The 17672-nt window shown below is 69.3% G+C and carries 19 protein-coding genes; 13 read left to right on the top strand and 6 right to left on the bottom strand.

All coding sequences use genetic code 11. The features are described 5' to 3' along the window. The first annotated feature begins 144 nt into the window (after positions 1 to 144). Positions 145 to 759, top strand: coding sequence for a 50S ribosomal protein L25/general stress protein Ctc (locus BJ988_RS19525; protein ID WP_179659599.1), 615 nt, complete (start codon positions 145 to 147; stop codon positions 757 to 759). Continuing rightward, on the top strand, positions 756 to 1367 hold the full coding sequence (gene pth / locus BJ988_RS19520; RefSeq protein ID WP_179659598.1) for an aminoacyl-tRNA hydrolase: 612 nt from the start codon (positions 756 to 758) through the stop codon (positions 1365 to 1367). The genes BJ988_RS19525 and pth overlap by 4 nt, the downstream gene beginning before the upstream one ends. 9 nt (positions 1368 to 1376) lie before the next feature. On the opposite strand, the gene BJ988_RS31420 is transcribed toward pth, so the two are convergent. Then, positions 1377 to 1973, bottom strand: a complete 597-nt coding sequence (locus BJ988_RS31420; protein ID WP_179659597.1) for a LuxR C-terminal-related transcriptional regulator — start codon at positions 1971 to 1973, stop codon at positions 1377 to 1379. A 435-nt stretch (positions 1974 to 2408) separates the two neighbouring features. Between BJ988_RS31420 and BJ988_RS19510 the strand changes: the two genes are divergently transcribed. The 5 genes from BJ988_RS19510 (at position 2409) to BJ988_RS19490 (ending at position 8599) form a co-directional block, all read left to right on the top strand. After that, the gene (locus tag BJ988_RS19510; protein ID WP_179659596.1) at positions 2409 to 3386 is read left to right on the top strand and encodes a sensor histidine kinase; all 978 of its coding nucleotides are present in this window, start codon (positions 2409 to 2411) and stop codon (positions 3384 to 3386) included. After that, positions 3367 to 4059, top strand: a complete 693-nt coding sequence (locus tag BJ988_RS19505; protein ID WP_179659595.1) for a response regulator — start codon at positions 3367 to 3369, stop codon at positions 4057 to 4059. Before BJ988_RS19510 ends, BJ988_RS19505 begins: the two co-directional genes overlap by 20 nt. A 213-nt stretch (positions 4060 to 4272) precedes the next feature. Further along, positions 4273 to 5619 carry an exopolysaccharide biosynthesis polyprenyl glycosylphosphotransferase gene (locus BJ988_RS19500; protein WP_179659594.1) on the top strand — a complete coding sequence of 449 codons (1347 nt, stop codon included), beginning with the start codon at positions 4273 to 4275 and terminating at the stop codon, positions 5617 to 5619. An 82-nt stretch (positions 5620 to 5701) separates the two neighbouring features. Continuing rightward, positions 5702 to 7783 carry a serine/threonine-protein kinase gene (locus BJ988_RS19495; protein WP_343051693.1) on the top strand — a complete coding sequence of 694 codons (2082 nt, stop codon included), beginning with the start codon at positions 5702 to 5704 and terminating at the stop codon, positions 7781 to 7783. Between the two features lie 9 nt (positions 7784 to 7792). Next, positions 7793 to 8599 carry a 3'(2'),5'-bisphosphate nucleotidase CysQ gene (locus BJ988_RS19490; RefSeq protein ID WP_343051692.1) on the top strand — a complete coding sequence of 269 codons (807 nt, stop codon included), beginning with the start codon at positions 7793 to 7795 and terminating at the stop codon, positions 8597 to 8599. Between the two features lie 351 nt (positions 8600 to 8950). Here BJ988_RS19490 and BJ988_RS19485 read toward each other — a convergent pair whose 3' ends face one another. Continuing rightward, complete coding sequence (locus tag BJ988_RS19485; protein WP_246321526.1) at positions 8951 to 9421, bottom strand: SRPBCC family protein; 471 nt, start codon at positions 9419 to 9421, stop codon at positions 8951 to 8953. 44 nt (positions 9422 to 9465) lie between these two features. Here BJ988_RS19485 and BJ988_RS19480 point away from each other — a divergent pair, with 44 nt between their 5' ends. Then, the gene (locus tag BJ988_RS19480) at positions 9466 to 10206 is read left to right on the top strand and encodes a dienelactone hydrolase family protein (RefSeq protein ID WP_343051691.1); all 741 of its coding nucleotides are present in this window, start codon (positions 9466 to 9468) and stop codon (positions 10204 to 10206) included. After that, positions 10206 to 10703 carry a gluconokinase gene (locus BJ988_RS19475; RefSeq protein WP_179659590.1) on the top strand — a complete coding sequence of 166 codons (498 nt, stop codon included), beginning with the start codon at positions 10206 to 10208 and terminating at the stop codon, positions 10701 to 10703. The genes BJ988_RS19480 and BJ988_RS19475 overlap by 1 nt, the downstream gene beginning before the upstream one ends. A gap of 3 nt (positions 10704 to 10706) precedes the next feature. Here the strand turns inward: BJ988_RS19475 and BJ988_RS19470 are convergent, their stop codons facing one another. Then, positions 10707 to 11249: an NAD(P)H-dependent oxidoreductase gene (locus BJ988_RS19470; protein ID WP_218860985.1), complete on the bottom strand. Its 543-nt coding sequence runs from the start codon at positions 11247 to 11249 to the stop codon at positions 10707 to 10709. 144 nt (positions 11250 to 11393) lie between these two features. On the opposite strand from BJ988_RS19470, the gene BJ988_RS19465 reads away from it, so the two are divergent. Both BJ988_RS19465 and BJ988_RS19460 read left to right on the top strand, forming a co-directional pair. After that, entirely contained in the window at positions 11394 to 11789 is a 396-nt protein-coding gene (locus BJ988_RS19465) for a MerR family transcriptional regulator (protein WP_218860983.1), read from the top strand. Positions 11790 to 11849: 60 nt separating this feature from the next. Next, on the top strand, positions 11850 to 13091 hold the full coding sequence (locus BJ988_RS19460) for an erythromycin esterase family protein (RefSeq protein WP_179659587.1): 1242 nt from the start codon (positions 11850 to 11852) through the stop codon (positions 13089 to 13091). 149 nt (positions 13092 to 13240) lie between these two features. Here the strand turns inward: BJ988_RS19460 and BJ988_RS19455 are convergent, their stop codons facing one another. Further along, positions 13241 to 14137 (bottom strand): crotonase/enoyl-CoA hydratase family protein, encoded by an 897-nt coding sequence (locus BJ988_RS19455; RefSeq protein WP_179659586.1) that lies wholly within the window; start codon positions 14135 to 14137, stop codon positions 13241 to 13243. Positions 14138 to 14300: 163 nt separating this feature from the next. Here BJ988_RS19455 and BJ988_RS19450 point away from each other — a divergent pair, with 163 nt between their 5' ends. Beyond that, positions 14301 to 15443: a histidine kinase gene (locus BJ988_RS19450; RefSeq protein ID WP_179659585.1), complete on the top strand. Its 1143-nt coding sequence runs from the start codon at positions 14301 to 14303 to the stop codon at positions 15441 to 15443. Beyond that, positions 15440 to 16108, top strand: a complete 669-nt coding sequence (locus BJ988_RS19445; RefSeq protein ID WP_179659584.1) for a response regulator — start codon at positions 15440 to 15442, stop codon at positions 16106 to 16108. Before BJ988_RS19450 ends, BJ988_RS19445 begins: the two co-directional genes overlap by 4 nt. A 12-nt stretch (positions 16109 to 16120) precedes the next feature. Here the strand turns inward: BJ988_RS19445 and BJ988_RS19440 are convergent, their stop codons facing one another. Further along, the gene (locus tag BJ988_RS19440; RefSeq protein ID WP_179659583.1) at positions 16121 to 16897 is read right to left on the bottom strand and encodes an ABC transporter permease subunit; all 777 of its coding nucleotides are present in this window, start codon (positions 16895 to 16897) and stop codon (positions 16121 to 16123) included. Beyond that, positions 16897 to 17622: an ATP-binding cassette domain-containing protein gene (locus tag BJ988_RS19435; protein WP_179659582.1), complete on the bottom strand. Its 726-nt coding sequence runs from the start codon at positions 17620 to 17622 to the stop codon at positions 16897 to 16899. The genes BJ988_RS19440 and BJ988_RS19435 overlap by 1 nt, the downstream gene beginning before the upstream one ends. Positions 17623 to 17672: the final 50 nt, after the last annotated feature.

The following is a 17672-nucleotide window of genomic DNA, read 5'->3' as shown; positions in this document are numbered from 1 at the left end:
GTTGCCTCGGCGAGGGAGCGCCTCGCGCTCCGTGATCGACAAGGCGGACGTCTTCTCATGAGACGCCGTGCCTTTGTCGCACGGCCTTCGTTGGACCTGCCGGGCGCCATTGACGCCAGCACCACTCATCGAGGAGTTCACCGCATGTCCAGCGAGAAGATCGTCGCCGAGAAGCGCACCGAGTTCGGCAAGGGTGCCGCTCGCCGCATCCGCCGTGAGAACAAGATTCCGGCGGTCGTCTACGGCCACGGCGCCGACCCGATCCACCTGAGCCTGCCGGGCCACGCCACCATGATGGCGCTCAAGAACCACGGTGCGAACGCGCTGCTGGAGCTCGACATCGAGGGCAAGATCCAGCTCGCCATGACCAAGCAGGTCCAGGTCGACGACGTCCGCCGCGTCATCGAGCACGTCGACTTCGTCGCCGTCCGGGCCGGCGAGAAGGTCACCGTCGACATCACCGTCCACGTCGTGGGCGACGCGATCTCCGGCACCATGGTCGTCACCGACGCCAACACCCTGACCGTCGAGACCGAGGCCACCCACGTCCCGGAGAGCATCGAGATCAGCGTCGAGGGTCTCGAGGCCGGCACCCAGATCCTCGCCGGCGCCGTCGAGCTGCCGAAGGGCACCACCCTCGTCACCGACCCGGAGTCCCTGGTCGTCAACATCACCGAGGCCAAGGTCAACGAGGAGCCCGCCGACGGCGAGGCCGCTGAGGGCGAGGCCGCTGAGGCCGAGGCCGCCGACTCCGAGTGACCTCGGACTCGGTGACCGACGGCGTCTGGCTGGTCGTCGGCCTGGGCAACCCCGGGCCGACGTACGCCGGGCACCGTCACAACATCGGCTACCTCGTCACCGACGAGCTGGCCAACCGGCTGGGCAGCAAGTGGCGTGCCCACAAGTCCGGCCGTGCTGACGTCGTGGAGGGGCGCCTCCGGGGTACGACCCCGGGGGTGCCCGGCCCACGCGTCGTGCTCGCCCGTTCCCGGACCTACATGAACGAGTCCGGCGGGCCGGTCAAGGCGCTCGCGACCTTCTACAAGGTCCCGCCCGACCACGTCATCGCCATCCACGACGAGCTCGACATCGCCTTCGACACGATGCGGGTCAAGCTGGGTGGTGGCGACAACGGCCACAACGGCCTCAAGTCGATGCGGTCCTCCTTGGGCACCGGCGACTTCCACCGAGTGCGTGTCGGCATCGGCCGCCCGCCCGGACGCCAGGAGGTGCACGACTTCGTGCTCTCCAGCTTCTCCAGCACCGAGCGCAAGGTGCTCCCGTTCGTGGTCGACACCGCCGCCGACGCCATCGAGACGCTGGTCGCCGAGGGTCTGGAGAAGACCCAGCAGCGGTTCAACTCCTAGGCGCGACCCCTAGGCTTGCGTCGGCCGCAGATACCGGTCGTACGCAGCCACCGCGGCCAGCTGAGAGCCGACCTCGAACTTCCGCAGGATCGCCTTCACCTGGCTGCGCACCGTCGCCTGGGCCACGCCGAAGCGTGCCGCTATCTCGGCGACCGTGACCCCGTCGTAGAGCAGCTCGAGCACCTCGTGCTCGCGCACGGTCAAGGAGCCGACGAGGCGGCTCATCCGCTGCCTCTCCTCGCGCATCATTCGCCACTGCGCCAACAGCCCCTCGATCTGTGCCGGCGACTGCCCGGGGCGGCCCTCCGCAGCGTCGTGAAGCGCGCCTTCGATGGCGTCGGAGTCGGCCTCGGCGGCCAGCACCGTGACCGCCCCGGCCTCGAGCAGCGCACCCCACAGCCCACCTCGCGACGCGGTGGTGAGCACGACCCCCGGCAGTCGTACGCCGCGCACCAGCGCGCACACCTGGTCCAGCTGGCTCCAGTGGTCGAGGTCGGTGACCATCAGCCAGGTGGCGGGGTCACCGTGGAGGAGTGCGACCGGGTCGGCGTCGGTCGCGGTAGTCGCCGTCACCGTGATGCCGCGCTCGTCGAGTGCGACTCTCACCGCGTCGAGGGTCATCGTCTCGTCCGCCGATACCGCGACCCTGAGTCCTACGGTCGATCCTGCCATGTCTGCCGCGCCGTCCGGTCGTCTCGGACCCCGCCAGATCTCCCAGGGGGTATACCCATTCTGGGTGGTCAGAGGCGCAGACCGGGAACATGTTCTACAGTGCCCCAAGTTTGGGGATGACCTGGGACAACGTGTCCCGCAATGTAGGTTGAGGACGACCTCGGGATTCTATGGCTCCTCAATTCTCGGTATTGGCCCGCAACCAGGTCACGCGACGATAACGTGATGATTACGTTTCCTTCAGCGAAGGATCCGGTCACATCATTCAAACTGGGAAGGCCCGACAAGCTCGGGCTGGGGGAGCAAGGGCCTGGACACGGCCCGTCTCGGGACTCATACCTCACTGGCCGACCCGTCCTGGGGAGCAGTATGTCTACGTCCATATTCAAGCGGGTCAACTCGGGTTGGTTAACCACCGCGTTCGCAACCACTACCGCTGTCTTCGTCGGCGTCCAGAGTCTTCTGCTCGCCGTCCTCCAAGGCCCGTGGGTCACCTTTCATCCCCACGGATCACTTCTCTGGATCATCCCGGTCATCATCATCATCGCCACCTCGCTGGTGGCCTCCGCGGGCCTCCTGTACGGCGCCGTACGCATCTACCGGCGCGTGTGCGCGGCGGAGGCGAAGGCAGCCGACGAGATCTACCACGACCTGCTCAGCTCGCGGGAGACGCAGCGTCTCCACCGGGCCCGGATGCACGAGGTGACCTCGACCCTTGCCGGGGTGCGCTCGGCCAGCGAGCTGCTGCGCAGCTGCGAGACCCTCGACCCGGAGCGTCGCGTCGCGATGCTGACCATGATGGGCAGCGAGCTCAGGCGGCTCGAGCGCCTCGTGCGTGCACAGCGTGGCGGTGCCGACACGCTGCCGGTCGACGTCGGCGTGATCGACGTCGACGCGGTCATCCACAATCTCGCCCTGGCCCACGAGGCCGGCGGCGCCAAGATCGATCGCACGCCCAGCAACGCGCTCGCCATCGGCAGCTCGGACGCAGCCGCGCAGATCATCAACATTCTCCTCGACAACGCTGCCAAGCACGGCGCCGGCGCTGTCGGTGTCGAGGTCCGGCACGAGGCCGGCGTGTCCGGCCAGATGGTCGTGATCGAGGTCTCCGACGACGGTGCCGGCGTCGCTCCCGCGGTGCGTGACCGGATGTTCGACTGGGGCGTCCGCGGGCCGGACTCGGCCGGCCAGGGCATCGGGCTCAACGAGGCCCGCACCGTCGCCGAGCGGATGGGCGGATCGCTGCGCCTGGCCGACACGGAACGTACGACCTTCGTGGTCACCCTCCCGAGTGCCGTGATCCAAGAGAAGAAGGAAGGCGCGCCTGATGACGCAGTCGCCGCGTAGCCAGTACAGAGTCGTCATCGTCGAGGACCACGTCCTCTTCGCCGAGTCGCTCGAGCTCGCCGTCTCGATGGAGGGATACGACGTACGCCGCGTCCCGATGCCCAACGAGCCGGTCTCCACCACCACCATGGTCTCCGTCGTGCTCCGCAACAAGCCGAAGGTCGTGCTCCTCGATCTCGACCTGGGGCGCTACGGCGACGGCGTGCGGCTGATCGAGCCGCTCGCCAAGGCCGGTATCGACGTGGTCGTGGTGACGGGAGCGATCGAGGAGGCGCGCTGGGGCCAGGCGCTCCGCAACGGTGCCCGTACGGTGCTGTCGAAGTCCCGCCCGCTCGGCGAGATCCTGGGCACGGTCAGACGGCTCTACCAGGGCGCCTGCGTGCTCGCGGTCACCGATCGCGAGCGCCTGATCCGGATCTGGTTCGAGCGTCAGCACGAGATCGCGGAGCTCAGCCGCCGCATCGAGCTGCTCACCAAGCGGGAGTCGCAGGTGCTCGGCCATCTGATGCTCGGCCGCACCGTCCACGAGATCGCCGTCATCGGCGTCGTCTCCGAGGCGACCGTGCGTACGCAGGTGAAGTCCATCCTCGCCAAGCTCCAGGTCACCTCCCAGATCGCCGCCGTCGGTCTCGCGCACCGGCTGGGCTGGCGATCGCCCCAGTCGCTGGCCTGACTCACGCGCCGAGTCGGCGCAGATGTCCCGAACCTCTGGGACATCTGCGCCGACTCGGCGCTGCTACTGGTCTGGACTACTGGTCTGGACCAGTGCTGAGTCGTTCCCTCATTTGGTCTAACCGGACCCCTGTCGGGCCCCATCAGGCCATTCCATACCGCATTGTTCTGTCAGAAGTAGCGTTCGGGCGCGCCGCAGCAACGGGGGAGATGAATGACGATCGAACTGGCGTCGGTGGAGGTGACCGCCCCGCTCGACCTCAACCGGCGGAGGGTGTCCCCGAAGACACTTTCCCTTCGGGTGCAGGCCTCGATGCTGGACGGGCTCGCGGTGGTGCTGTTGGCGCCACTGCTCTTGGGTCAGGAGATCGTCCACGCACTCGGGTGGGGGCTGGTCTGGGCGCTGACGACGAGGATCACCGCCCCGAAGATCCTTCCCGGGGCCGAGCGCCTGCGGGCGACGGTCTCCGGGGTCTTCAAGGCGTTCATGGCGATGAGCATGGCGACCTGGTTGCTGGGCGCGCTGATCACGCTCCCGCAGGCGCAGCTGGTCGCGCAGACGATCCTCGGGCTGGTGGCCGCGCTCGTGTTCCGGGTGGTGGGCTACATCTTCAGCTCCCGGCCGCGCAACCCGCTGCGGGTCGTCGTCGTGGAGGCCGCCCATGACACCGGCGCGATCCCGGAGTGGACCCACCGGCTCAGCGGAGGCCTGATGGAGGCAGCGGCCGTCTGCCGTGCCGACGGGCTCTCCGGCGCGATCGCCTCGGCCGCGCCCGACGCGGTCCTCGTGGTCCCCGGCCCCGACCTGGCCGGCCGCGAGATCCAGAGGCTGGCCTGGACGAGCGAGTCCTTCGGCCTGCCGCTGCTGGTCAGCACCCGGATGCAGGACGTCACCCCACAGCGTACGTCGTCGATGCGGCTGGGCTCGATGACTCTCCTCTACGTCGACGAGGCCCTCCGGGCGCGGCTGGCCAGGGTCGCCAAGTACATGTGGGAGTGGCTGGCCGCGGCGGCCGCCGTCGCCGTGCTCCTCCCGGTCTTCGCCGTCGTGGCGGTCCTGATCAAGCTCGACTCCCCGGGGCCGGTGTTCTTCCGGCAGGTGCGTGTCGGTCGCGGTGGCGAGCAGTTCCGGATCTGGAAGTTCCGCACCATGGTGGTCGACGCGGAGTCGCTGCTGCGTACGCTCGAGCACCGTCCGGGACATGTCCTCTTCAAGCTCCGTACCGACCCCCGGGTGACCCGGGTGGGACGGGTGCTGCGGAAGTACTCCCTCGACGAGCTGCCGCAGCTGTTCAACATCGTGCTGGGCCAGATGTCGCTGGTCGGTCCCCGTCCAGGGTTGCCGAGCGAGGTGGCGATGTACGATCGCGACTCTCATCGCCGACTCGCGGTTGCTCCTGGTCTGACCGGGTTGTGGCAGGTCTCGGGGCGTTCGGACCTCTCCTGGGAGGACACGGTCAGGCTGGACCTGGACTATGTGGACAACTGGACGCTGCTGCGTGACTTCGGGATCGTCGTGCGCACAGTGAAGGCTGTAGTCCGGGGCTCTGGCGCCTACTAGTTGGAGTCCCCTAAACTCCGAGGCCGTTGTGTGAGCAACCTGACATGAACTGACAACTGGATCCTCGACGGGAACGTCCCCCATGCAAACCTCCCCCCAACCCATGATCGCCGGCCGTTACGAGTTGCACCGCTTGATCGGGCGAGGCGGTATGGGCGAGGTCTGGCAAGCCATGGATCTCACCCTGCAGCGCTGGGTCGCGGTCAAGGTCGTGAGGACATCGGCCGACCCGACGATGGTCGAACGATTCCGACGCGAGTCGCTCTCCACCGCGGCCGCCAGCCACCCCGGCACCGTGCAGGTGCACGACGCCGGGATCGAGCAGACCAGCAGCGGGCCGATGGCCTTCCTCGTCATGGAGCTCCTGACCGGCCCCGACCTCGGCGAGCGGCTGCGCTCGCACGGCCCGCTGATCGCCCGGGAAGCCGGGGAGGTGATCGTCCAGGCCGCGCGTACCCTCGCAGCGGTCCACGGCCAGGGGATCGTCCACCGCGACATCAAGCCCTCCAACCTCGTCTACGACGGCGAGCGCCGGATCAGGATCGTCGACTTCGGGATCGCCCAGCTCGCCCGGCTGGGTGACCAGCGGCTGACCTCGACCCATGATGTCGTCGGGAGCCTTGCGTATCTCTCGCCCGAGCGTGGCTCGGGCGGCGAGGTCGGTCCGCCGAGCGACATCTACTCCCTGGGCTGTGTCTTCTTCGAGATGCTCACCGGGCGCAACCCATACTCCGGCGGTGCGCCGGCCACGATGGTCTACCAGCACGCGAGCGCGCCCGTCCCGCGGGTCAGCGGCACGGTCCAGGTGCCGCGGATCATCGACGACCTGGTCGCGATGATGATGGCCAAGGATCCCGAGCAGCGGCCGAACGCCCAGGATGTCGTCGCGGTGCTCACCGGGTCGGGGCCGTTGCCGGTCTTCGACGCGAAGGTGCCGAGGCCGCGTACGACGCACGCGTCCGGCCCGATCAGCACCTCCGGCGCGTTCGAGGCAGTGAGCGCGCGCAGCGCGCAGGCGTTCGGCGGGAGCGGCTCGTTCCCGGCCGCCGACGCCACCGGATCGACGGGCGGATTCGCCAAGATCGGCGCCAGCGGCTCCTTCCCGACAGGCGGTGCGCGGGCCGCGAAGCGCTCCGGCGGCGGTCATCGGGTGGTGAGCATCCTGCTGGCCGTCGCCCTGCTCGGCGTCGCCGTCGGTGGCTGGGCGACGTTCGCCGCCTTCCGCAGCGCCTCCGAGACGGGGCAGGCGGCCGCGATCAGCGAGGCGCTCCCGGAGACCATCGAGCTCGCCGTAGACGTGATCTTCGAGCGGGACGCGCTGCAGCCCGTCTCGCAGGCACCGGTCAACGTACGCTCCACGTATCTGCACACCACCGACCTCGCGATCCAGGAGTGGCGGACCGCCGCGGCCGAGATCGACGTCGACAGTGACACCGAGCTGCGGACGCTCCACGACGACATCACCGAGGTGCTCGACGACTTCGAGCTCTACCGGGTCGAGATGCAGCAAGGCGACCGGGCCAGCCAGGACGCGGCCCGCGAGGTCTACACCGGGCTGGCCGGCAACCTGCTGATGCTCGCGGCGCAGCTGCCGGAGCTGGAGGACGAGACCGGCGACCAGCTCCGCAACCTCACCAAGCTGAAGGCGGTCGCGGAGGCGTTCAGCACCGAGCGGGAGCTCATGATGTTCGCATTGTCCGAGAACGAGATCGGCACCAAGTCGGTCAAGGAGCTCGCCGACGCCGAGGCCGCGTGGGTCAAGGCGTCCTCCGCGTTCTACTCGGGTGCCTCGCCCGCGCTGCAGGCGGACCTCGACCGGATCTCCGACGGCACCTTCGACAAGGGTTCGGGTGCGATGATGGTGCAGCGTACGGTCCGCGACGTCGCCGCCAAGGGGAGCGTCGAGGGCGTCGCCACGGAGCTGCGAGCGGCGTCGAAGGGTGAGCCGATCGTACGCACCTGGTCAGACGGCGCGGTGGAGTACATCCAGAGCCTTCGCGACGTGATCCTGAAGTCGACCGAGAGCATGGCGAACAACGTCACCGACGAGCACGAGCGTGCCAAGTCGGGACTCGTCCTTCGCGCCGTGCTGACCGGGGTGGCGCTGGTCGTCGCTCTCGGGCTCGGACTGGGCCTTTATCGGAGTCGCAGGGCGTCTCGATAGAGTGCCGCGGTGACCTTCGAAGCCGGCGTGCCCACGCCCGAGATCCTCGCCTCCGATCACCTGCTGGCCGCCTGGCTGGCCGAGACCGCCGGTCGGCGGCTGCTCGAGGTGCGCGCCACCTCCGGTCTCGAGGGCAAGGAGCTCAAGGACGCCGGTGACCTGGCCGCCCACGAGCTGCTGATGGAGCTCGTCGCCGAGCACCGCCCCGAGGACGGCGTCCTGTCCGAGGAGGGCAAGGACTCCAAGGAGCGGCTCACCCAGGACCGGGTCTGGATCATCGACCCCCTCGACGGGACCCGCGAGTTCTCGGAGCCGCCGCGCGACGACTGGGCTGTGCACGTGGCGCTGTGGGCCTCCTCCAACGGTGGAGAGCTGATCGCCGGTGCGGTCGCGCAGCCGGCGCTCGCGGACGCTTCCCTGCAGAGCACCTTCCACACCGGTGTGGCTCCCGTCGTGCCGCCCTCGACCTCGGCTCGTCCGCGGATCGCGGTCTCCCGCAGCCGCCCGCCGGCCTTCGTCGAGGCCCTGGCCGAGGAGCTCGGCGCCGAGCTGGTCCCGATGGGATCGGCCGGGGTGAAGATGATGTCGGTCGTGCGTGACATCTCCGATGCGTACGTCCACGCGGGTGGACAGTACGAGTGGGACTCCGCCGCCCCCGTCGCCGTCGCCGCCGCTGCCGGGCTCTTCACCTCCCGCATCGACGGCTCGCCGCTGCGCTACAACCAGGACGACGTCTATCTGCCCGACGTCATCGTCTGTCGCCCCGAGCTCTCCGAGCAGATCCTCTCGTTCATCAAGCGGCACGGGGTGGAGTGACCTTTCGGTCCTCCCCGCCCCCGCTGGTCGAGCCGCCGGAGCCGCTAGGCGGAGGCGTGTCGAGACCAACACAGTCGATTCGGTGTGGTCGACCTTGTCGAGACCTCCCTGCCGGAACGTCTCACCCGAAGGCCGGTGCGGGCCGCGGAACACTCACTCCGCGGTAGGTAGCCGTTCCGCGGCGAACGAAGATTCGTTCGCCGCCGATCGACCATGCAGAAGGGAACTCTCACCTCCGGTGAAAGAAAGCTGGCGAGGGTTTCTCCCGCCGAACGAATTTTCGTTCGCCTCCCCCACCCGACTGGGCCAGGGAGGAGACGCCCACCACGCCGGCGTGCAAGAAAGCAAAGCTCAGGCGCCGACCAACAACTCCTCGAGAGCCTCCAAGCTCTGCCGGGCATACCCTTTCCACATCCAGCCGAAGACAGGCATCGCAACGGATGCGGCAGCCGACGTCGGCGTGACGTCCCAGGACCAGGTGACCCGGGTGCCGGTGCCGGCGGGGGAGAAGGACCAGCGGCCGACGACGTGGCCGACCAGGAGCTTGAGCGGGCCGGAGAGCGGAGTGATCTCGTAGGAGAACGAGGACGGGGCGTCGATCGCGGTCAGGGTCTCCTGCATCGTCGCGCCGTCGGCGAGGACGATGGTGCGGGTCTGGCCGGCGGTGTCCCAGGCGCCGGTCTGGTCCCGGATCTCGGTGATCGGGGTGATGGCGGCGTAGCGGCGGCCGAAGATCTTCGGCAGCGGGGCGGGGAGGACGAGAGCCAGGGCCATCTCGGGCTCGACCGGGATGGCTCGGGATGCTTCGAGGTGCAGGGTCATGACGACGAGCATGGCAGCAAGTACGTGCCGGTAGCGTGAGGACCGTGGTGGAACAGATCGACATCCAGACACCTGACGGCATCGCTGAGGCATATCTGGCCCGGCCCGAGAGCAGCCCGAAGGGTGGCGTACTCGTCTACATGGACGCCATCGGCCTGCGGCCGCGGATCGCCGAGATGATCGAGCAGGTCGCGTCCTGGGGCTACCTCGTGCTCGCGCCCAACACGTTCTACCGCGACGGTAGCGTGGCCGACCTGGCGCCGACCGGTGACCTCCGCGACCCTGCGGCGAGAGATGCGTTCTTCGCCGGCGGCGCGATGAACCGGGTCCGTGGCCTCACCGTGGACCGGCTCGCGGCCGACGTCCCGGCGTACGTCGAGACCCTCCAGACGTACGTCTCCGGCCCGCTCGCAACGCACGGCTACTGCATGGGGGCGCGGCTGGCGGTGCGCACCGCCGGGCGGTTCCCGGACGCGTTCGTCGCGGTCGGCGGCTTCCACGGGGGCGGGCTGGTCACCGCGGACGCGGCCTCGCCGCACACCTGCATCGCGGGGACGAAGGCGGAGTACTACTTCGGCCACGCCGACCACGACCGCTCCATGACGCCTGCCGACGTGGCCGACCTCGGCGCTGCGCTGGACAGCGCGAAAGTCGCCCACACCAACCTCATCTATCCCGACGCGCCGCACGGCTACACCATGGCGGACACGTCCTCCTACCAGGAGGCGGGCGCGCAGCGGCACTTCGCTGAGCTCGAGGGGCTCTACGCCCGTACGATGGTCTGATGGCGAAACCGGTGGTGGTCGTGATGGGGGTCTCGGGCTCGGGGAAGTCGACGATCGGGGCGGCGATCGCCGGCAGACTCCGGGTCCCGTTCGAGGACGCCGACGACCTGCATCCGCAGGCGAACATCGAGAAGATGACCGCCGGGATCGCGCTCGACGACGATGACCGCTATCCGTGGCTGGAGGTGGTCGGGGACTGGCTCGCCAGGCACGCCGAGCGCGGCGGCGTGATGAGCTGCTCGGCGCTGAAGCGGAAATACCGAGACCAGCTCCGCGGACACCTCCCCGAGGTGACGTTCCTCCACCTCGAGGGCACGCCTGAGGTGATCGCGAGGCGCCAGGCGAGCCGGCCCGGCCACTTCATGCCCGCCTCGCTCCTGGAGAGCCAGTTCCGAACGCTGGAGCCGCTCGGGGACGACGAGGCGGGGTTCGCCATCGACGTCGCCCAGCCTGTCGACGCCATCGTCGAGGAGTACGCGGGTCGGATCGGCGCCTAGCTGTCAGCCGGTGAAGGGGCGAGCGGTGCGTGCAGGTGTCAGCGCGTCCGCCCACCAGACAAGCTCGTCGAGGGCGGCGGAGAGCGCCGCGTCGAGACTCTGGCTGGGGATGAACCGGCCGCTGTCGTCCAGGGCGGACCAGGGACTTCGCAGGTTCGTTGCGTTTCCGGTGGTGACGACGTGCAGCTCGGCAAGGACCCCGCGTAGGTGCTCGGCGGCCGCGTGGCCGCCCTGAGCTCCGTACGCCACGATGGTGGCCGGCTTGAACATCCACTCCCGGTAGTGCCAGTCGATCAGTCTCTTCAACGACGCCGGGTACGAACGGTTGTACTCCGGGGTCACGAACACGAACGCGTCGGCGGACTCGATTCGATCGACCACCTCGCTCCTCGGGCCGCCGCCGGGAAGCAGGTGCTCGTCGTCGGGAAGCGAGATGGCGGCGAGATCGATCGGATCGATGGTCACCGTCTCCGTGCGGGAGAGAAGGGCGGTGACCCAATCTGCGATGGCGGGGCTGATCCGTTGGGACCGCACGCTGGCGGACACCACCGCAACCCGTTGTGGAAGGACAGGGTGGGATGATGACGCGGTTGAGACGGCAGTAGTGGATGTCATAGGAGCCACGCTGAGGGTTGAACATATGTTGAAGTCAACTGGCGGTGCGCCTATCGTGAGGAGATGACCTCAGACGTGCTGCTCGACACCGCCGGAACGGATACCCAGCTCACCGTCCAGGAGGTCGCGAACGAAAGCGGCGTCGCGTCCTCGGCCGTCCGGTTCTACGAGAAGCACGGCGTCGTCCACGCGGTGCGGACGGCAGGGAACCAGCGCCGATTCGACGATTCTGCAGCCTGCCGCATCCTGGTCGCCAAACTCGCGCAACGCGTCGGTCTGACTGTCCGGGAGATCGCCGAGCTCTTCGATCAGCTCCCCAGCGACCGCCACCCCGACGCGCTCGACTGGGACCGGATCGCTGCCCAGTTGATCAACGAAGCCGAGGAGCGGGTCGCACGCCTCAAGGAGCAGCTCGCCGCCCTGGGATCCGGCACCACTCTCTGCGAGATCGGCGCCGAAACCAACGGGTGACCGGCTCGCGCCGAGGTCGCCCTTGACTTCAACCTATGTTGAACCCGCACGGTGTTCTGCATGAACGAATCGCTGTCTGACACCGCAAGCCCTCCACCTTCACCTTCTCGCGCCATCGCCTCCGGACCTGTCGATGGTGTGCAGCCGGACCTGATCGCGGATCTCGCCCGCGACGCCTCCATCCTGGGGATGGGGATGAGCACTCGCGAGTCGCGAGAAGTGCTCGATTTCATCTTCGAGGCCACCCGATCGCTCGCCGACGAGGGGTTCACGACGATCGCGATCCTGGACTCGCCGCGGGTCGTCGCCGAGTATGACCGGTACGTCATCGGGGAGACGGTCGACCTCGAGCATGCGCTCGATCAGGCATGGGGGCCATGGCGAAATGCGCAGTTCCGCGACGAGCTGATCCGTCTGCGGACGCTCAACGCGACTCGACCGACCGATGACCGGGTCAGGCTCGTCGGCATCGGGGCGTCCACGACCGTCGCTGCCGACTACGACACCGTCGCCGAGTTGCTCCGCGGCGTCGACCAGCAGATCGCCGAGGATGTCGAGCAGCACCTGAACGTGATCCGCGTCGCCCACGACGGCGGTGAGCACGTGCAACGGGCCCGCGGGCTGCACCCGGGTACGCCCTTCGTCGACCTCGCCCGCACCGCCCGAGCCGCAGCGCTCCGTGCTCCTGCCGGGCCGGCGCGCGATCAGGCGCTGACGATTCTCGACGACATCGTCGACTACCACGCTCACGCGCCGGGCTCGCCGCAGCCCGCCACTGCGGAACGGGACGACAACGCCGGCCCGTCGGAAACCACGGCACCCTTCGGTGGGTACGACATGGCACGCAGTGAACGCGCGGCAGCCGAACGCCTACTGAGCCACCACGAGCGCACGAAAGCTCGCATCGTCGTCTGGGAGGGGACCGCCCACATAGCCGCGCAACCCCCGGTCGCCCTGGGGCCGATGCTGGGCACTCACCTGCGTGCGTCACTCGGCGACGACTACGTCGCCGTGAACGTCGGCTTCGGGCGGGGCCGGATCGCCAGGTTCGACATTCCCGCACCGCAGGCTGGATCCGTTGACGCCCTGCTCGATGAAGGCGGCACCGCGCGTACCCTCATCGTGCGCACGGCGGGCCTTGCCGAGGCCGGTTCGCTCTCGACGCGCCTCATCTCCGGGTTGTACGACCCGAACGCCGACGGTGACAACTACATCGAGCTTCCTTCGCTGCGCGAATCGTTCGATGCCCTCGTCCACATCCCGATCATCACCCCGACGGATTCGATGGCCGCACCGACGTAGGCGGGCCTGCCCGAGAGGCGGCCGACACGCGCCCATCTCGGGTTGGGCACTGCGTGCCGGCCGCGGCCTCGCCCGGGTATGGACCAGCGGGCGGGCCTACTTTCGACGGTAGCCCAGGATCCCCCGGAACAACAGAGGGTTCGCGACTGTCAGCGCAGGTCAGAAGGGCAAAATACGTCCGGGACCTCGGATGCCTTCGAGGTGAACTCCGGGTCTCGCTTCTCGAGGAACGCCGCGACTCCTTCCTTGCCGTCCCCGATCGAGCTGTAGAACATCGCCAACGAGTCGGCCATGTGCGCCTCGAGCGGATGACGCACAGAGGCGTTGCGGGTGATCAGCTGCCGTACGAGTGCGGTGCCGACCGGCGAGCGGTTCTGGGTGAACCTCCGGGCCAGCTCGAAGGCGGCGGGCAGCAGCTCGTCGGGGAGATGGATGCTTCGGACCAGGCCGCCCTCGAGAGCCTGGTCGGGGCCGAGGATCTCCGCGGTGTAGAGCCACTCGAGCGCCCGGGGGATGCCCACGACGCGCGGCAGGAAGTAGGACGAGCAGGCCTCGGGGACGATACCGAGCTTGCCGAAGACGAAGCCGATCTTCGCCTTCGAGGAGGCCAGGCGGGCGTCCATCGCGCACAGCATCGTGGCGCCGATGCCGACCGCCGGACCGTTGATCGCGGCGATCACCGGCTTGGGGAGCGCGTGGATCGCGAGAGTGACCTTGCCGCCCGTGTCGCGGACGCCCTCGGCGTACTCGGGGTGCTTGGCAGGGTCGGCGAGATGCTCGCTGAGCTTCTCGGCTGTCGGCTGCAGCGACTCGTCGAGGCCGAACACGTTCCCCTCCGCGGACAGATCCATCCCCGCGCAGAACGCCCGTCCGGCGCCGGTCACGATCACCGCGCGCACCTCGTCCGCCATCGCGTCGGTGGTGAAGACCTCCTCCAGCTCGCGCGCCATCGTCACCGTGAACGAGTTGAGCGCGTCTGGGCGGTTGAGGGTGAGGAGCGCGATGCCGTCGGCGTCCACGTCGAAGGTCAGGGTCTCGTAAGCCATGGGCCCCAGTCTGCACCGGTGGTCGAGCTTGTCGAGACCCGACTGTCCGGTGGTCGAGCTTGTCGAGACCCCTTGTCTCGTATCCGTTCGCCACCGCAGGGCGGGTTTACGTACTGTCGAAAGTCGGTACGCCCGGCGCGATGCGGCAACTACCGTGGGGAGGGTGAGCCTGCTACGCCGTCCCCGCCCCCGGCCGCGATCGTTGCCCGTAGCGGAGCTGCTGTCGGTGCTCGTGGTCGCGGCGGTCGCGGCCGAGCACCTCTACATGAGCGGTGCCCGCCACCCGCAGTGGTCGGGCTGGGTGGCGATGGCCGGCGTCCTCGTCGTCGCGGTCGCACTGTGGGTCCGGCCGAGGCACCCGGCCGTCGCGGTCGCGATCACCTGCGCCCTGGTCGGCGGCACGGTGGTGGCCTTCGATGGCTGGTCCCTGCTGAGCTACATCGCCTTCGCGGTCTTCATGAGCTTCCTCGTCGGCAGATGGGCCGAGCGAGTGCTGCCGGTGGCGGTCGTGGTGGGCGTGTCCGTGGTGACGCTGACGGTGGTCGATGCCGTGGTCAACGGCGGCGGCGTTCAGGTGGCGATGGCCGGCAACATGGTCATCTTCATGGCGCTGCCCTGGCTCAGCGGTCGCTATCTGCGCCAGGTCGTGAGCAGCCACTCGACCCAGGTCGAACAGGCCCAGCTGGCCGAGCGCGCCCGGATCGCCCAGGAGATGCACGACTCGCTGGGCCACGAGCTCAGCCTGATCGCGCTGCGGGCCGGTGCCCTCGAGGTGGCGCCGGGACTCGCCGAGAATCATCAGCAGGCCGCCGGAGCCATTCGCGCGGCCGCCGCAGAGGCCACCGCGCGCCTCGGTGAGATCGTCGGCGTCCTGCGCCCGGTGTCCCAGGACGCTCCGCTCGTGCCCGCCTCGGACGGGATCGACGGCCTGGTCGAGCGCGCCCGTGCGTCGGGGATGGACGCACGTCTGCTGGGCTCGCTCGAGCCCGGTGACAGGGTGCGCGACGCGGCCGCCCACCGCATCGTGCAGGAGGCACTCACCAACGCTGCCCGGCATGCTCCCGGGTCGACGGTGACTGTCTCGGTGGACACAGCCGCCACCGGCGTACGCCTCAGCGTGACCAACGGCCGCGCGACCCTTCCGCCCCGAGCCGGCGCGACGACGGGCCTCGGCCTGGCCGGGCTCGAGGAGGCGGCACGTGCCGCCGGCGGCAGCCTGCGGCACGGCGCCACCGCCGGCGGCGGCTTCGAGGTGGTCGCCGATCTCCCGGTCCCCGCCGACCAGCGGCGCGAGGTGAGTCTGTGATCCGGGTGCTGCTGGCCGACGACGAGGCGATGGTGCGGGCCGGCGTACGCGCGATCCTGGAGACCGACGAGACGATCGAGGTGGTCGCAGAGGCCGCCGACGGGCGCGAGGCGGTCGAAGCGGTTCAGCGCCACCGGCCTGACGTCGCGCTGCTCGACGTCAGGATGCCGCGGATGGACGGCCTGGCCGCCGGGGCCGAGATCGCCAGGACGGCACCGGAGACCGCGCGGATCATGCTGACCACCTTCTCCGAGGACGCCTACATCGCCCGTGCGCTCGGCGACGGGGCGAGCGGGTTCCTGCTGAAGTCCGGCGATCCCCGCGAGCTGCTCGCGGGCGTGCACGCCGTCGCCGACGGCGCCGCCTTCCTCTCCCCGAGAGTCGCCCAGCGGGTCATCGCCGAGCTCGGCGCCGGCACGGGCGATCGGATGTCGCGGGCCGCGGACGCGCGGGCGAAGGTCGCCACCCTGACCGACCGCGAGCGCGACGTGATGGCGCTGGTCGGCGCCGGGCTCTCCAACGCCGAGATCGGCCGCCGGCTCCACCTTGTGGAGGGCACCGTGAAGGCCTACCTGAGCAGCGCCTTCGGTCGTCTCGGCGTACGCAACCGGGTGCAGGCAGCGATCCTCGCCCACGAGGCCGGGCTCGTGAGCGAGGATCGGTAGCGTTCGGGACGATCAGGCGTCGCGCCGGCGGAACACCACGTAGCCGGCCAGGAGCGTGACCGCCGACCAGGCGGCGAAGAGCCCGAGGCCGCCGGTGGCGTCATAGGGGAGCCCGTCGTCGAGCCCGAAGAGGGTCGCGATCCCGATGCCGAGGTACTCGGTGCCCGCCGTCCCCGGCAGGTAGTAGGAGACGTCGGTCATCAGGTCCATACCGCTCATCATCAGCACCATCGGCAGCAGGAAGAGCGCCAGGAAGGCCACGACGAGCGCCCCCGCCGTGCTGCGCAGCGCCACCGCGAGGCCGATGGCCAGCGCGACGACCACGCCCATGTAGACGCTGACCTTGCCGGCCACCGTGGCCACCGAGGAGACGTCGAAGACGCCGTAGTCACCCGCGGTCAGATAGCCGAGGCCCGCGCCCAGGACGGCGAGCAGCACCCCGGAGACGAGCGCGACGACCTCGACGACGAGGAGCTTCGCGACCAGCACCCGGCCACGCCGGGGCTCGCACTGCAGGGTGGTGCGGATGCTGCCCGAGGCGTATTCCGCGGTGACCGTCAGCAGCGCCAGCGCGATCAGTGCGAACTGGGTGAACAGCAGCCCAGCGGTGGCGACGTCCTCGGCGTGGAGGAGCTGGTCGGCGTGGGACATGTTCGGGTTGGGGTTGGCGGCGTCGAAGCCCAGCGGGACCGAGTAGAGCGCCATCAACGCGGCCGCGCCGATGAGGCACCACCAGGTCGAGCGGACCGACCAGAGCTTGGTCCACTCGGACGAGATCGCAGCAAGCATCAGGCCACCTCCGTCCCGGTGTACTCGACGCTCCCGGCGGTCAGCCGGAAGTACGCCTCCTCGAGCGACCCGTGCCCGGCGACGAAGTCGGCAATCGGGGAGTCCGCGAGCAGCCGACCCCGGCCCAGCACCACCAGATGGTCGGCGGTCTGCTGCATCTCGCTCATCAGATGGCTGGAGACGAGGACCGTACGCCCCTCCGCGGCGAGCGACCTCAGCAGCTTCCGGATCCACATCACCCCGTCCGGGTCGAGCCCGTTGACCGGCTCGTCGAAGAGCATCACCCGCGGGTCGCCGAGCAGCACGCCCGCGATCCCGAGTCGCTGGCTCATCCCGAGCGAGAGGCTCCCTGCCCGGCGCCGGGAGACCCCGGCCAGGCCGACCCGCTCGAGCACCTCGTCGACCCTGGCCGCCGGGATCGAGTTGCTCCGCGCCATCGCCACCAGATGCGTACGCAGCCGACGACCCGGGTGCACCGCCTTGGCGTCCAACAGCGCACCGACCTCGCGCAGCGGACGCTGCAGCGAGGCGTACGGACGGCCGTCGATCGTGGCGGTCCCGGACGTGGGCCGGTCGAGGCCGAGGATCATCCGCATGGTCGTGGACTTCCCGGCGCCGTTGGGGCCGAGGAAGCCGGTGACCTTTCCGGGTTCTATCTGCACGGTGAGATCGTCGACCGCGGTGGTCGCGCCGTATCTCTTGGTCAGGTGGTCCAAAGTGATCATGCCTCGAACCTATGGACGTACGCAGCCGGGCACAGTGGACGAAAAGCAGC

It is taken from the genome of Nocardioides panzhihuensis, assembly GCF_013408335.1.
In the GTDB taxonomy this organism is placed as follows: Bacteria; Actinomycetota; Actinomycetes; order Propionibacteriales; family Nocardioidaceae; genus Nocardioides; species Nocardioides panzhihuensis.
This window is presented reverse-complemented; position numbering and strand designations above follow the sequence as displayed.

Bases quoted from the DNA above. Each gene is read 5' to 3' on its own strand.
- BJ988_RS19495 (WP_343051693.1), top strand. From the start codon at position 5,702: ATGCAAACCTCCCCCCAACCCATGATCGCCGGCCGTTACGAGTTGCAC.
- BJ988_RS19455 (WP_179659586.1), bottom strand. From the start codon at position 14,137: ATGGCTTACGAGACCCTGACCTTCGACGTGGACGCCGACGGCATCGCG.
- BJ988_RS19500 (WP_179659594.1), top strand. From the start codon at position 4,273: ATGACGATCGAACTGGCGTCGGTGGAGGTGACCGCCCCGCTCGACCTC.
- BJ988_RS19475 (WP_179659590.1), top strand. From the start codon at position 10,206: ATGGCGAAACCGGTGGTGGTCGTGATGGGGGTCTCGGGCTCGGGGAAG.
- BJ988_RS19435 (WP_179659582.1), bottom strand. From the start codon at position 17,622: ATGATCACTTTGGACCACCTGACCAAGAGATACGGCGCGACCACCGCG.
- BJ988_RS19485 (WP_246321526.1), bottom strand. From the start codon at position 9,421: ATGACCCTGCACCTCGAAGCATCCCGAGCCATCCCGGTCGAGCCCGAG.
- BJ988_RS19510 (WP_179659596.1), top strand. From the start codon at position 2,409: ATGTCTACGTCCATATTCAAGCGGGTCAACTCGGGTTGGTTAACCACC.
- BJ988_RS19525 (WP_179659599.1), top strand. From the start codon at position 145: ATGTCCAGCGAGAAGATCGTCGCCGAGAAGCGCACCGAGTTCGGCAAG.
- BJ988_RS19460 (WP_179659587.1), top strand. From the start codon at position 11,850: ATGAACGAATCGCTGTCTGACACCGCAAGCCCTCCACCTTCACCTTCT.
- BJ988_RS19440 (WP_179659583.1), bottom strand. From the start codon at position 16,897: ATGCTTGCTGCGATCTCGTCCGAGTGGACCAAGCTCTGGTCGGTCCGC.
- BJ988_RS19505 (WP_179659595.1), top strand. From the start codon at position 3,367: ATGACGCAGTCGCCGCGTAGCCAGTACAGAGTCGTCATCGTCGAGGAC.